The sequence below is a fragment of the Limnohabitans sp. Rim28 genome, from assembly GCF_000293865.2.
GTDB lineage: Bacteria > Pseudomonadota > Gammaproteobacteria > Burkholderiales > Burkholderiaceae_C > Limnohabitans_A.
Genome location: NZ_ALKN02000020.1, coordinates 1 through 14,601 on the forward strand (window position 1 = coordinate 1; position 14,601 = coordinate 14,601).

Annotated in this window: 13 protein-coding genes; 11 read left to right on the forward strand and 2 right to left on the reverse strand. The window is 59.7% G+C overall.

Annotated elements, in window-relative coordinates; translation table 11 throughout:
* The 11 genes from B472_RS15740 to B472_RS15790 form a co-directional block, all read left to right on the forward strand.
* Positions 1 to 752, forward strand: a 752-nt coding sequence (locus B472_RS15740) for an SDR family NAD(P)-dependent oxidoreductase (RefSeq protein ID WP_019428381.1), incomplete at its 5' end; no start/stop codon positions are given.
* Positions 753 to 762: 10 nt separating this feature from the next.
* Positions 763 to 1,182, forward strand: coding sequence for a thioesterase family protein (locus tag B472_RS15745; RefSeq protein ID WP_019428382.1), 420 nt, complete (start codon positions 763 to 765; stop codon positions 1,180 to 1,182).
* A gap of 70 nt (positions 1,183 to 1,252) precedes the next feature.
* Positions 1,253 to 2,254: a tripartite tricarboxylate transporter substrate-binding protein gene (locus tag B472_RS15750; RefSeq protein WP_019428383.1), complete on the forward strand. Its 1,002-nt coding sequence runs from the start codon at positions 1,253 to 1,255 to the stop codon at positions 2,252 to 2,254.
* A gap of 72 nt (positions 2,255 to 2,326) precedes the next feature.
* A complete protein-coding gene (locus B472_RS15755) occupies positions 2,327 to 4,045 on the forward strand; it encodes an acyl-CoA dehydrogenase family protein (protein WP_019428384.1) in 1,719 nt (572 codons plus the stop codon).
* A 10-nt stretch (positions 4,046 to 4,055) separates the two neighbouring features.
* Positions 4,056 to 4,571 carry a MarR family winged helix-turn-helix transcriptional regulator gene (locus B472_RS15760; RefSeq protein ID WP_116798710.1) on the forward strand — a complete coding sequence of 172 codons (516 nt, stop codon included), beginning with the start codon at positions 4,056 to 4,058 and terminating at the stop codon, positions 4,569 to 4,571.
* Between the two features lie 19 nt (positions 4,572 to 4,590).
* Entirely contained in the window at positions 4,591 to 5,763 is a 1,173-nt protein-coding gene (locus tag B472_RS15765; protein WP_019428386.1) for a fumarylacetoacetate hydrolase family protein, read from the forward strand.
* An 87-nt stretch (positions 5,764 to 5,850) separates the two neighbouring features.
* Positions 5,851 to 6,201, forward strand: coding sequence for an FKBP-type peptidyl-prolyl cis-trans isomerase (locus B472_RS15770; protein ID WP_019428387.1), 351 nt, complete (start codon positions 5,851 to 5,853; stop codon positions 6,199 to 6,201).
* A gap of 146 nt (positions 6,202 to 6,347) precedes the next feature.
* Positions 6,348 to 6,890 carry a nucleotide exchange factor GrpE gene (grpE, locus tag B472_RS15775; protein WP_019428388.1) on the forward strand — a complete coding sequence of 181 codons (543 nt, stop codon included), beginning with the start codon at positions 6,348 to 6,350 and terminating at the stop codon, positions 6,888 to 6,890.
* A 121-nt stretch (positions 6,891 to 7,011) separates the two neighbouring features.
* Positions 7,012 to 8,937, forward strand: coding sequence for a molecular chaperone DnaK (gene dnaK / locus B472_RS15780; protein WP_019428389.1), 1,926 nt, complete (start codon positions 7,012 to 7,014; stop codon positions 8,935 to 8,937).
* A 102-nt stretch (positions 8,938 to 9,039) separates the two neighbouring features.
* A complete protein-coding gene (gene dnaJ, locus B472_RS15785; RefSeq protein WP_019428390.1) occupies positions 9,040 to 10,179 on the forward strand; it encodes a molecular chaperone DnaJ in 1,140 nt (379 codons plus the stop codon).
* 175 nt (positions 10,180 to 10,354) lie between these two features.
* Positions 10,355 to 11,719, forward strand: coding sequence for an MBL fold metallo-hydrolase RNA specificity domain-containing protein (locus B472_RS15790; RefSeq protein WP_019428391.1), 1,365 nt, complete (start codon positions 10,355 to 10,357; stop codon positions 11,717 to 11,719).
* Between the two features lie 6 nt (positions 11,720 to 11,725).
* Here the strand turns inward: B472_RS15790 and B472_RS15795 are convergent, their stop codons facing one another.
* Complete coding sequence (locus tag B472_RS15795) at positions 11,726 to 12,190, reverse strand: DUF1854 domain-containing protein (RefSeq protein ID WP_019428392.1); 465 nt, start codon at positions 12,188 to 12,190, stop codon at positions 11,726 to 11,728.
* Complete coding sequence (locus tag B472_RS15800; RefSeq protein ID WP_050995492.1) at positions 12,187 to 14,481, reverse strand: ABC transporter ATP-binding protein; 2,295 nt, start codon at positions 14,479 to 14,481, stop codon at positions 12,187 to 12,189. The genes B472_RS15795 and B472_RS15800 overlap by 4 nt, the downstream gene beginning before the upstream one ends.
* Positions 14,482 to 14,601 lie beyond the last annotated feature (120 nt).

Sequence of the window (14,601 nt, forward strand, 5' to 3'; positions counted from 1 at the left end):
GACAAGCCGCACTGGTCACCGGCGGAGGCTCTGGTCTCGGTGAAGCCACGGCCCGCGAACTGGCAAGGCTCGGCGCCAAGGTCGCGGTGCTCGACCTGAACATGGCCAACGCCGAGCGCGTGGCAGCCGAGATTGGCGGCGTTGCCGTGCACTGCAATGTGTCTGACCCTGACAGCATGGCCCAGGCCATGGAGACAGCCGCTGCAGCGCACGGCCCCGCACGCATCCTGATGCAGATCGCTGGCATTGGCACCGCCAAGCGTGTGGTCGGTAAGGACGGCAAAGCCGCGCCGCTGGAAGAATTCGCCAAGGTCATCAACGTCAACCTGATTGGGACCTACAACGCAGCGCGCCTGTTTGCCGAAGCCTGCGCCAAGATGGACCCCCTGGAAGACGGCGCCAAAGGCGTGATGGTCTTCACCGCCTCGGTCGCCGCCTTTGACGGACAAGTGGGTCAGCAGGCTTACAGCGCCTCCAAAGCGGGCGTGGTCGGCATGACACTGCCCATGGCACGCGACCTGGCACAACACGGCATCCGCGTGTGCACCATCGCGCCCGGTCTGTTCAAGACCCCTTTGCTGGCCAGTTTGCCCGAGCCTGTGCAGCAATCGCTGGCCGCCAGCATCCCCTTCCCTGCCCGCTTGGGCAAGCCCAGCGAGTTTGCTGAACTGGCCTGCCACATCGTCAGCAATGACCACCTGAACGGCGAAGTCATTCGCCTAGATGGCGCATTGCGCATGGCCCCACGTTGAAAGAGAAACCATGAGCAAAACCGTTGTCTACGATGTGCAAGTGGTGTTCGGTGACTGCGACCCGGCAGGCATTGTGTTCTTCCCCAATTTTTCCAAATGGATGGACGCGTCGTCCCTGAACTTCTTCATGAAGTGCGGCATCCTGCCCTGGCGCGAACTGGTCAAAACGCGCGGCATCATCGGCACGCCGCTCTTAGAGATCAACACCAAATTCATCCGCCCCGCCACCTACGGTGAAACCATTCAGGTACACACCAGTGTGCAAGAGTGGCGCGAGAAAGTGTTCGTCCACAAGCATGTGGTCATGCGTGGCGACACGGTGCTGTGCGAGGGCACCGAGGTGCGCGCTTTTTGCATCAAACACCCCGAAGACCCGGACCGCATCAAAGCGATTCCGGTGCCCGAAGACATCAAGGCTTTGTGCAGTTGATGACTTCTATTCTCCATTGCCGTTTCCCCCCACCTGAATTTTTTCAACCGACCCTTTCGAGGAGACAAGCATGACCAACCGCCGCGAATTCATCCAATCGACCATCGGCGCCGCCATTTTGGGCAGCACCGCATTCCAGCAAACTTGGGCGCAAAGCGGTCTGCCGATCGAGCAAGTCAAAGTGCTCTACGGCTTCCCACCTGGCAGCTCGGGCGACATCTGCGCCCGCCGCGTGGCCGAAAAATTTGGCGGCACGTCCTATAGCAAGAACGCCGGCATCATTGACAGCAAACCCGGCGCAGGCGGCCAGATTGCCCTGAACCTGCTGAAAAGCGCACCCGCTGACGGCTCGGTGTTGGCCATGACCCCGTTCTCGGCCATCTCGCTCTACCCCCACATCTTCAAAAATTTGCAATACAAGCCTTTTGAGGACTTCATCCCGGTAGGCACAGCCTCCATGATCCACCACGGTTTTGCCGTCGGCCCCTTGGTGCCTGCCAGTGTCAAAAACGTGAAGGACTTCATCGCTTGGGCCAAGGCCAACCCTGCGCAGGCCAGCTACGGTTCGCCCGCTGCAGGCTCTACACCGCACTTCATTGGCGCCTTGCTTGGCCTCAACCAAAGTTTTGAGTTCAAACATGTGCCCTACCGCGGCTCGGTGCCCGGCGTGACCGACGTGGTCGGTGGCCAAATCGCTTGCATGTTCACACCACACGGCGACTTCATCGCCAACCACAAAGCCGGCAAGATGCGCATCCTGGCCACCTCGGGCAAAACCCGTTCGCCTTTTGTGCCCGACGTGGCCACCTTTGCCGAGCAAGGTTTCCCGGAGTTGACCGTGGAAGAGTGGTTCGGCTTTTACGCCCCCGCCAAAACCCCGGCCAATGTGGTGCAAGCAGCCAACGCGGCGATCAATGCAGCCCTCAAAGACAAAGGCGTGCAAGATGCCTTGACCATCGTAGGTTTGATTCCTTTTGGTGGCAGCGCCGCAGACCAACTCAAGAGTTCGCAAGTGGAACTTGAGCGCTGGGGCCCCCTGATCAAGCACATTGGCTTCAGCGTCGATTCCTGATCCCTTGCGCCCAAACGCTTTCCGGTGCACCTTGACAGGTGTGCCGGACTTTTCCATTGAGCAAAGAAGCCCATGAACGCCTACCAAGCCCGCACCGACGACATGCAGTTCGTCATGTCCCGCGTTTTGAACGCCCCTGCCCGGCTGCAAGCGCTGCCCGCCTTTGCCGAGGTGGACGCTGACTTGATGCAGCAGGTGCTGGGGGAAGCCGGCAAGTTCGTGGGCGAAGTCATCGCCCCGCTCAACCGCGATGGCGACGAGATCGGTGCGCAGTGGAAAGACGGCGCGGTCACCATGCCGCCAGGGTTCAAGGACGCGTACCAATCCTTCTGGCAATCGGGCTGGCCCGCCTTGGCTGCCAGCGCCGAAGACGGCGGCCAAGGCCTGCCCACGGTCCTCGAGGCCATGCTCTACGAAATGCTGAGTGCGGCCAACATGGGCTGGACCATGGCCCCTGGTTTGCTACACGGCGCATATGAATGCATCAAGCACCACGCCAGCGACGAGCTCAAGGCGCAGTATTTGGAAAAAGTGGCGACCGGCGAATGGCTGGCCACCATGTGCCTGACCGAGCCGCATGCGGGCTCTGATTTGGGCCTGGCCCGCACCAAAGCCGTGCCCCTGCCCGATGGACAGTACGCCGTCAGCGGGACCAAAATTTTCATCTCTGGGGGCGAACACGACCTCACCGACAACATCGTGCACCTGGTGCTGGCGCGTCTGCCCGACGCGCCGCCCGGCCCCAAAGGCCTGTCGCTGTTTTTGGTTCCGAAGTTCTACCCGGACGGCAGTCGCAGCCGTGTGCACTGCGACCGCATCGAAGAAAAAATGGGCTTGCACGGCAGCCCCACTTGCGTGATGCGCTTTGACGAGGCGGTGTCTTCCATAGTGGGCGAGCCGGGCAAGGGCCTGAACGCGATGTTCGTCATGATGAACGCCGCCCGCTTGCATGTGGCCCTGCAAGGCATTGGCCTGCTGGATGCCGCTTGGCAAAAAGCCGACGCCTATGCGCAAGAGCGCCGCCAAATGCGTGCGCCGGGCAAAGGCAAGGGCACTGGGGAGGCCGATTTCATCGGTGAACACCCAGCCATGCGAAAAATTCTAGACACGCAACGCGCCTGGATTGATGGTGGACGCGTGTTGGCCTATCGCACGGCGCTCGAACTCGACCTGATCAAACACAGCCCCATCGCCGACACGCAAGCCGCCGCACAACGCTGGTGTGCACTGGTCACGCCAGTCATGAAATCGGTGTTCACCCACCAGGCTTTTCACGGCGGGAGCGACTGCCTGCAGGTGTTTGGCGGCCACGGTTATGTGCGCGAATGGGGCATTGAACAGATCGTGCGCGATGCCCGTGTGACCATGATTTACGAGGGCACCAACGAAATCCAGGCCATTGACCTGCTGGTGCGCAAAGTGCTGCCCGATGGCGGCGCCGCCATGAACGCCCTGTTGGAGGGTCTTCAAGTCGATTTGCCGTCTGGGGCCAAAGCCAGCACACAGGCTGGCGCACGCATTCAGACCCTGCGCGCCATCACCGCACAAATTGTCAAAGCCGCCCCGCAAGACGCGGCCCTGGCCTACCGCGTGGCCGACGACTACCTGCGAGCCGTGGCCCTGGTGCTGATGGACTGGGCCTGGTTGCGCATCGAAGCGGGTGTGGACGACAGCACGCCCAACGCCACAACACGCTGGCGGGCCCCGGCCCAAGCCCTGCGCAGTTGGGTGCTGCCCGAATTCCAGATGCGCACCTTCATCATCGTCCAGCAATGCACAGCGGCGGCATAATTCGCCCACCATGCCCCGCACGTCCAAAACGACAACTCCAGCGCCTGCGACCCACGCGACTGCTCACTGGCCTCCCGACCATTCGGCGCCTTGCGCCGTGGACGTGGTGGACACCGGCTACCTGCAGACCCTGATGGGCTACAACGCCCGTCGGGCTGCTCTGAGCATCATTGAGGTGTTTTTGGAGCGGCTGGCCCCTTACGGACTCAAACCGGTCGATTTTTCGGTCATGTCCACCATCAGCCACAACCCAGGCGTGACTTCACGTCAACTGTGCAATGCCCTGAATTTGTTGCCGCCCAATTTGGTCGGTCTGATTCAATCCCTGGAAGCGCGGGACTTGATTGAGCGAAAACCACACCCCCATGATGGCCGTGCCGTCGGCCTGCATGCCATCCCCAAGGGGCTCGATTTGATGGCGCAAGCTGAACAAACGGCGACCGAACTGGAAATCGAAAAAACCGCGAAATTGACACCTGCACAGCGCAAAACTTTGCTGAGCCTGCTGCAAAAAATTTACCTCTGATTTGCCGAAAGCGTGAACCATGTCACACACCAGCCTGCCTGTTGATGCGCACCAAGCCTTGATGATTGGCCGTTTGTGGGTACCCGGAAATGGTGCCCATGTGGTGGCCGTCACGCCTCAAGATGTTCTTGACTTGTCGGGCCTGGCAAGCACTTGCAGTGCCTTGTTGGACTTGCCCGATGTGGCCCACCGGGTCCGCGCCCATGTGGCTTCGGGTCAGGCCAAAACACTGGCCAGCACCCAGCAAGCCCTGCACAACAGCGATGCGGCGCAGCACGCTGAAGGTCAAGCTTGGTTCATGGCCCCCTGCGACCTGCAAGCCGTCAAAGCAGCCGGTGTGACATTTGTGGCCAGCATGCTGGAGCGCGTGATCGAAGAGCAGGCCCGCGGCGACGCCAGCCGGGCCGAGGCCGTGCGCCAAGCGGTGATCGCCGTGATTGGCGACAACTTGCGCAATGTGGTGCCTGGCTCAGCTGAATCGGCCAAGCTCAAGGAGGTGCTGTTGGCCCAGGGCATGTGGTCGCAGTACCTGGAAGTGGGCATTGGGCCCGACGCGGAAATCTTCACCAAGGCCCAACCCATGAGCGCGGTCGGCAGCGGCGCCAAGGTCGGCATCCACCCTGGCAGCCAGTGGAACAACCCAGAACCCGAAATCGTACTGGCCGCCAATTCACGTGGCGAAGTGGTCGGCGCCACCCTGGGCAACGACGTGAACCTGCGTGACTTTGAAGGCCGCAGCGCCTTGCTGCTGGGCAAAGCCAAGGACAACAACGCCAGCTGCGCCATCGGTCCCTTCATCCGCCTGTTTGACGACCACTTCAGCATCGACGATGTGCGCCAATGCGACCTGAGCCTCCACGTGCAAGGCCCCGAAGGCTTTGTCATGCAAGGCAGCAGCGCCCTCCGCCAAATCAGCCGCGACCCGCTCGATTTGGTGTCCCAAGCCATGGGCCCGAATCATCAATACCCTGACGGCATGGTGCTGTTTTTGGGCACCATGTTCGCCCCCACCCAAGACCGACACGGCCCCGGCCAGGGCTTCACCCATGTGGTGGGCGATGTGGTCAGCGTCTCCACACCTTTGCTGGGCACCTTGGTCAACGAGGTCACCACCTCTGACACGGCGCCCCCCTGGACCTACGGCTTTGGCGCCTTGATGAACGATTTGGCCAAACGTCAGCGCGCCGCCTGATCGCCCCATGGCAGGGCTGGCATAATTTTGGGTTTTCCACACACCGGTCTCTTTTGGGCACCGGGCCTTTCTGACAGGAACTTCCCCATGAACACCACTCCATCCGGCTTGCAATACGAAGACACCCTTGTCGGTGAAGGCGAAGTCGCGACAGCGGGCCAGGACGTCACCGTGCACTACACCGGCTGGCTCTACAAGGATGGCCAGCAAGGCGCCAAATTCGACTCCAGCCGTGACCGCCGTGACCCGTTCGTGTTCGGCTTGGGCGCTGGCATGGTCATCAAAGGCTGGGACGAAGGCGTGGCCGGCATGAAGGTCGGCGGTCAGCGCACCCTGATCATTCCAGCCGAATTGGGCTACGGCGCACGCGGCGCTGGTGGCGTGATTCCGCCAAACGCCACGTTGAAATTTGATGTCGAGCTGTTGGCACTGAACTGACAGCAGCCCGCCAGGCGCCGGCAGCACCCGCCGCATGGCGGGTTTTTTTTGGGGCAATGCCCCACTTTTCCATCTCAAAGCCCCTCTTGAAGCCTGAGACAACGCCCCTATTTGTCAGGGATCAACATTTTTTGCGGTCATTGTTCATGTCAGAACCCACTCACACCCCCGCCTCAGCCGCCCCAAGCGAAGAAGAGCTCATGGCCGCCCAAGCCGCCACCGACCCGCTGGCCGACGCCCAAGCGGAATTGGCGAACCTCAAGGCCCAAAACACCGATTTGGCCGACCAATACCTGCGTGCCCAAGCGGATGTGCAAAACGCCCGCCGCCGTGCGGACGATGAAATCGCCAAAGCCCGCAAATTCGCTGTAGAGGGCTTTGCCGACAGCCTTTTGCCGGTCCTGGACAGCTTAGAGGCCGGTTTGGCCATCCCCAACGTGACGATTGAGCAAATCCGCGAAGGCTCAGAAGCCACGCTGCGCCAGCTCAAAAGCGCGCTGGAACGCAACAAAGTTTTGGCCATCGACCCGCCCGCAGGCACCAAGTTCGATCCGCACCACCACCAAGCCATCAGCGTGGTGCCCGCCGAGCAAGAAGCCAACACCGTGGTCTCTGTGCTGCAAAAGGGTTATCAAATCGCCGACCGTGTGCTTCGTCCCGCCTTGGTCACCGTGACCGCGCCCAAATAAAGCACCGCGCCTTGCGGGATCGGACCCGCAAAACCATTTTTGAGGTGTGGGGACTTGAAAAATTTTGCCCCCGCCCCACCTGACATTTATCTGTATTTTTTAACATTTTCGGAGCATCCTCATGGGAAGAATCATCGGTATTGACTTGGGCACCACCAACTCGTGCGTGGCCATCATGGAAGGCAACACGACCAAAGTGATCGAGAACGCCGAAGGCGCTCGCACCACCCCGTCCATCATTGCTTACCAAGAAGACGGCGAAATCTTGGTCGGCGCCTCCGCCAAGCGCCAAGCGGTCACCAACCCCCGCAACACTTTGTACGCGGTCAAGCGTCTGATCGGCCGCAAGTTCGCCGAGAAAGAGGTCCAAAAAGACATCGATCTGATGCCTTACACCATCGCCAAGGCCGACAACGGCGATGCCTGGGTGGAAGTGCGCGGCAACAAATTGGCTCCGCCTCAAATCAGCGCTGAAATTCTGCGCAAGATGAAGAAAACTGCCGAAGACTACCTTGGCGAAGAAGTGACCGAGGCCGTGATCACGGTCCCCGCCTACTTCAACGATGCCCAGCGCCAAGCCACCAAAGACGCTGGCCGCATTGCCGGTCTGGACGTCAAGCGCATCATCAACGAGCCCACCGCTGCCGCCTTGGCCTTTGGCCTGGACAAACAAGAAAAGGGCGACCGCAAGATCGCTGTGTATGACCTGGGTGGCGGCACGTTTGACGTGTCCATCATCGAGATTGCCGATGTGGATGGCGAAAAGCAGTTTGAAGTGCTGTCCACCAACGGCGACACCTTTTTGGGCGGCGAAGATTTTGACCAGCGCATCATCGACTACATCATTGCCGAGTTCAAGAAAGAATCCGGCGTGGACTTGGCCAAAGACGTGTTGGCCCTGCAGCGCCTCAAGGAATCCGCTGAAAAAGCCAAAATCGAGCTGTCCAGCTCGGCATCCACCGACGTTAACCTGCCTTACATCACCGCCGACGCTACAGGCCCCAAGCACCTGAACATCAAGCTGACCCGCGCCAAGCTGGAGCAACTGGTGGAAGAGCTGATCGAGCGCACCATCGCCCCATGCCGCATGGCCATCAAAGACGCGGGCGTCGCAGTCGGTGACATCGACGACATCATCTTGGTGGGTGGCATGTCGCGCATGCCCAAGGTGCAAGAAAAGGTCAAAGAATTCTTCGGCAAAGAGCCACGCAAAGACGTGAACCCTGACGAAGCCGTGGCCGTGGGCGCTGCGATCCAAGGTCAAGTCTTGTCGGGCGACCGCACCGACGTGTTGTTGCTCGACGTGACGCCTTTGTCGTTGGGCATCGAGACCATGGGCGGTGTGATGACCAAGATGATCACCAAGAACACGACCATCCCCACCAAGTTTGCACAGACCTTCTCGACCGCCGAAGACAATCAACCCGCCGTGACGATCAAGGTGTTCCAAGGTGAACGTGAAATCGCCAGCGGCAACAAGGCGCTGGGCGAGTTCAACCTCGAGGGCATCCCACCCGCCGCGCGCGGCACACCGCAAATTGAAGTGTCTTTTGACATTGACGCCAACGGCATCCTGCACGTCGGCGCCAAAGACAAGGGCACTGGCAAAGAAAACAAGATCACCATCAAGGCCAACTCGGGCCTGTCGGAAGCCGAGATCCAGCAGATGGTGAAAGACGCTGAGCTGAATGCCGTCGAAGACAAGAAAAAGCTGGAGTTGGTGCAAGCCCGCAATGCTGGCGAAGCCGCTGTGCACAGCGTGAAAAAGAGCCTGACCGAGCACGGCGACAAGATCGAAGCGGCTGAAAAGGAAGCCATCGAGGCCGCAACCAAGGACCTCGAAGAGGTTTTGAAAGGCGAAGACAAAGACGCCATCGAAGCCAAAACCGAAGCCCTGATGACGGCCAGCCAGAAGCTGGGCGAGAAAGTCTATGCCGACATGCAAGCCCAACAAGCTGCAGCCAGCGCCGGTGCTGCCGGTACAGATGCCAAACCCCAAGACGACAATGTGGTGGACGCAGAAGTCAAGGAAGTCAAAAAGGGCTAACACCCCACCCCTCTGCGGCCTGGCCGCAGTCCCGCCGCGCAAGCTGATTCAGCCCCCTGAATCGCCTTCGCGGCGTTCTTGTTCTAACGGTTGGATTGCCTCATGGCCAAACGAGATTTTTACGAAGTGCTGGGCGTTGCCAAAAACGCCTCTGACGAAGACATCAAAAAGGCTTATCGCAAGTTGGCGATGAAGTACCACCCTGACCGCAACCAGGGTGAGGACGCCAAAGCCAAAGAGGCTGAGGCCAAGTTCAAAGAGGGCAAAGAAGCCTACGAGATGTTGTCTGACCCCCAAAAGCGGGCAGCCTACGACCAGCATGGCCACGCGGGTGTTGACCCCAACATGCGCGGTGGTGCCGAGGGCTTTGGTGGTTTTGGTGATGCCTTTGGTGACATTTTTGGCGACATCTTTGGGGGTCAAGGCCGAGGTGGACGCGGCGGTGGACGTCAGGTGTTCCGCGGTTCAGACCTCAGCTACGCCATGGAGATCACGTTGGAAGAAGCTGCCAACGGCAAAGACTCCCAACTGCGGATTCCAAGCTGGGAGGCTTGTGATACCTGCAGCGGCAGCGGCGCCAAACCCGGCACCAGCGTCAAAGCCTGCGGCACGTGTAACGGCCAAGGCCAAGTGCAAATGCGCCAAGGCTTTTTCAGCGTCCAGCAAACCTGCCCCACTTGCCGTGGCACGGGCAAGATCATCCCCGAACCTTGCGGCACCTGCCATGGACAAGGCAAACTCAAAAAGCAAAAGACGCTGGAAGTCAAAATTCCGGCCGGTATCGACGATGGCATGCGCATCCGCAGCGCGGGCAATGGCGAGCCCGGCACCAATGGCGGACCACCGGGCGATTTGTTCATCGAAATCCGCCTGAAAAAGCACGACATCTTCGAGCGCGATGGCGACGACCTGCATTGCGCGGTGCCGATCAGCTTTTCCAAAGCGGCTTTGGGCGGCGAAATCGAAGTGCCCACCCTGGGCGGCAAAGCCGCCATCGACATCCCCGAAGGCACCCAGACGGGCAAGCAGTTCCGCTTGCGTGGCAAGGGCATCAAGGGCGTGCGCGGCAGCTACCCGGGCGACCTGTATTGCCACATCACGGTGGAGACCCCAGTCAAGCTGACCGAGCACCAGAAAAAGCTGCTCAAGGAGTTTGAGGAGTCGCTCTCTAAAGGGGGTGGCAAACACCAGCCCAGCGGCGAAAGCTGGACCGATAAGTTGAAGGGCTTCTTCGGGGCTTGAGTCTGAACTGACTTGCTGGGCGGTGCGATAGGTGCTGCGGCGGGTTTCTCATGGCGGGGACGCAAAAATCGTCACCCGCTGCAGCCCCTCTCGCACTTCGGGACGAATTAGCAGGTCGGTCCATTCGTTGACCCAAGTCAAACCTAACACCTGCCTTTAGCGTGACCATGGCGGCATGAGCGCCACCATCACCTTCCTCGGCGGTGCCGACACCGTCACCGGCTCCAAGTACCTGATCGAGCACCAGCAAAAGCGGCTGCTGGTCGATTGCGGCTTGTTTCAAGGCTACAAACAGCTGCGCTTGCGCAACTGGAACCCTTTGCCCGTCGATGCTGCACAGATCGATGCGGTGGTCCTCACCCATGCCCACCTGGACCACAGCGGGTACCTGCCCTTGTTGGTCAAAAATGGTTTTCGGGGCCGGGTGCACGCCACAGCCGCCACATGCGATCTGGTCGGCATTTTGTTGCCCGACAGCGGGCATATTCAAGAAGAAGACGCGTTTTTCGCCAACCGACACGCTTTTTCCAAACACGCACCTGCTTTGCCGCTCTACACCAAGCAAGAGGCCATACAAAGCCTCAAGCATCTGCGTGCCGAACACATGGGGCCCTGGTTCGAGCCGATTCGCGGCTGGAAGGCCCGCTTTCAGCCCGCCGGGCATATTTTGGGGGCCGCCAGTTTGCTGCTGGATGTGGGCGGTCGGCGCATTTTGTTTTCGGGTGATTTGGGTCGCCCAGATGACCCGCTGATGAACCCGCCTGAGCCGCCGCCACAGGCCGACACGGTGCTGATCGAATCGACCTATGGCGACCGCCAGCACCCTAAGGAGAAGCTGTTTGAAGAACTCGGGCCGCTTTTGAAAAAGCTGGCCGCACGCGGCGGCGTGGCCGTCGTGCCGGTGTTTGCCGTGGGGCGGGCGCAGGCTGTGCTGCACACCATTGCGCAACTCAAGGCCGCAGGGGAAATCCCCAAAAGCTTGCCGATTTTTCTGGACAGTCCAATGGCCATCCACACCACGGCTTTGTTTGAGCGGCACCCAGGCGAGCACCGCCTGAATGCGCAAGAAGTGCGCCAAATGGACCATGTGGCCACCATGCTGGAGACACCCGAGCAGTCCAAGTCTTTGGCGCATCGGCATGGGCCCATGGTGATCTTGGCCGCCAGTGGCATGGCCACCGGTGGGCGGGTCTTGCACCACCTGGTTCGCTACGCAGGCGACCACCGCAACTTGATCGTCTTGACGGGCTACCAAGCGCCTGGCACGCGCGGTGCCGCGCTGGCCAGTGGCCGCAACACCCTTCGCATCCACGCGCAAGATGTGGCGGTCAGGGCCGAAGTAGCGCAAATCGAGTCGGCCTCGGCGCACGCCGATGCCAACCAACTGCTCAGTTGGCTGCACAAAATGCCCTGCGCACCCGGTCAGGTGTACGTGGTGCACGGTGAGCGAGAAGCTTCCGACATGCTGCGCCAGCGCATTGAGCACGAAATCAAATGGCGGGCCTTGGTGCCCGAGCAGGGCTCGGTCTGGCCGCTTTGAGGTGCCTCAGAGAAAACGGTCCAGCAGTTTGCGCGAGTGTTTGTCCATGGCTGCCAAATCTCGGATCATGTACTGAACACCATCGACGTCGTTGATCAGCAGCACCGTGCCCGTCAGGCGGCGAATGTCTTCCTCACCTTTGAGCAAAAACCGGGCTGTGCCGCGATCGGTTTGAACCGTCCAGGTGCTGGGCGTGGCAAAACTGCTGACACTTTCCAGCCGGTTGATGACGGGCAAAAACTCCCGCTCGGACAAGGCTTGCAGCACACGCGATTGCAAGTCGGAGGGCAGATCACACAGGGCATCCACCCAGATCAGTTCATGCCCTTCGGCATCCATCAGCGCCACGCCCCCGTGGGGCGAGGTGACGGGATAAGCACGCAAGGCTGTGACGGGCGCGTGCTGGGCACCATCGGGCATGTGCAGCACCCATTGACCAAAAGCATCGCGTTGCAAATCAAATGTGTTCATGTGAGCACCTTCTGGTCGAGGCCACCGCCCAAGACGGTCTCAGCCTCGGCTTGGCGCTGCTGCGCTTCGTACAAGCGCCAGTAAGCGCCCTCTGCGGCGATCAACTCGTCGTGCGAACCCTCTTCCACGACGACCCCTTTGTCCATCACCACCAAACGGTCGGCTTTGCGCAGGGTCGACAACCTGTGCGCAATCGCGATCGTGGTGCGACCCCTGACCAAATTGTCCAAGGCCCGTTGGATTTCTTTTTCCGTCTCGGTGTCGACCGCCGAAGTGGCCTCGTCCAAAATCAAAATCCGCGGGTTGATCAACAACGCGCGGGCGATCGAGATGCGCTGGCGCTCGCCACCCGACAGACCTAGCCCCCGCTCGCCCAACAAGGAGTCATAGGCTTGCGGCATGCGCATGATGAATTCGTGGGCGTGTGCCGCTCGTGCAGCGGCCACGATGTCTTCTCGGGAGGCGCCGGGTTTGCCATAGGCGATGTTGTCCGCAATGGTGCCAAAAAAGAGAAACGGCTCTTGCAAAACCAAGCCAATCTGGCTGCGGTAATCGGCGGTTTTCAATTGCCGAATGTCGGTGCCATCCAATTCAATCGACCCTTCGGTCACATCGTAAAAGCGACAAATCAGGTTCACCAAAGTGCTTTTGCCAGAACCGCTGTGCCCCACCAAGCCAATCATTTGACCCGGCAAGATGTCCAGGTTCAACTGACGGATGACGGCCCGGTTGCCATAGCGAAAGCCCGCATCGCGCACCGTGATGCGGCCCTGCACCCGCTCTGGCAAAGCGACTGGGCGAACAGGCTCGGGCACGTTGGAAACATGGTCCAAGATGTCAAAAATGCGCTTGGCCCCCGAAGCGGCTTGTTGCGTGTGCGAGACGATGCGGCTCATCGTGTCCAAACGGCCATAAAAACGGCCGATGTAGGCCAAGAAAGCCGTCAACACCCCCACGGTGATTTGGTCTTTCGACACCAACCAAATGCCAAAGCCCCAGACCACCAACAAGCCCACCTCGGTCATGAGCGTGACCGTGGGTGAAAACAAGGCCCAAACACGGTTCAAACGGTCGTTCACCATCAAGTTGTGCTGGTTGGAATCTCTGAACCGCTTGGACTCGCGGTCTTCTTGTGCAAAGGCCTTGACCACCCGGATGCCGGGGATGGTGTCGGCCAACACATTGGTCACCTCGGCCCAGACGCGGTCAATTTTTTCAAAACCTGTGCGCAGGCGTTCACGCACCAAATGAATCAGCCAGCCGATGAACGGCAGGGGCAGCAAAGTCACCAATGCCAGCGTCGGGTTGATGGTGAACAGGATGATCGCGGTCATCAAAATCATCAGCACATCGGTCGCAAAATCCAGCAGGTGCAGCGACAAAAAAACGTTGATGCGGTCTGTTTCATTGCCGATGCGGGCGATCAAGTCGCCGGTACGGCGTTCCCCAAAATACTCCAAGGACAAATTCAACAAATGGTCGTAGGTGGTCGTGCGCAGATCGGCCCCAATGCGCTCGGACACCAAAGCCAAAATATAGGTTTTGGCCCAGCCCAAACCCCAGGCCAGTAAAGCTGCGCCGAACAGGCCCATCAAGTAAAGCGACACAAGACCCGAGTCGATGGCCACCCCGTTTTGATAGGGAATCAGCACCTCATCCATCAGGGGCATGGTCAGGTAAGGGGGCACCAAGGTGGCTGCGGTGGAGGCCAATGTCAGCACAAAGCCCGCGAACAAAGACTTTTTGTAGGGCTTGGCAAAACGCCAGAGTTTGAGCAGCGTCCAGGTCGATGGGGGTGCCAGATCTTCGCGACCGCAGCTTAGGCACTCGTCATCGTCCTCTCGCATGACCGCTTGGCACACAGGGCACACGGCGACCGACAAACTTTGCTGCAGCGGCGTACCGTCGCCCAAGATTTGAGCCTTTTGGTTTTCAAACTGACCAACCCAGCGGGCCGCTGCCGATTGCAAGCCCAAAGTGAACCGCCACACGACCAGCTGTCCGGTGGGCGAAACCAATGCCAAAGTCCCCACGCCGGCGTGATCGTTCAGCTTCAAGCTCAAATCTGGCTGCAGAGGCCAGCTTTGCCAAGTCTTTTGCGCTCCCGCACTGAACAGAACCCGTTGATCGGTCAAAATGACCAAACTTTTGGCGAAAAACAATTTCCCATCCAAGTCAACCTCCAGCCCGGCTAAGACGTTTTCTTGGGGTTGAAGAAGGGTGTGAACTTCAGCTTGCCAAGCCTCTGGAATCCCCGGAAGCATCAAAACTGAAGCAGGTGTTGAAATCATGACAAAGAACCGCGGTGTGCCCGCCACGCAACTGCTGCGGGGCAAAAATGAAAACCTTTGATTTGGCCCACCGCTTCAACAAGACTGCCCATGATTAATTTGAATCCTGTTTTTTTAGTG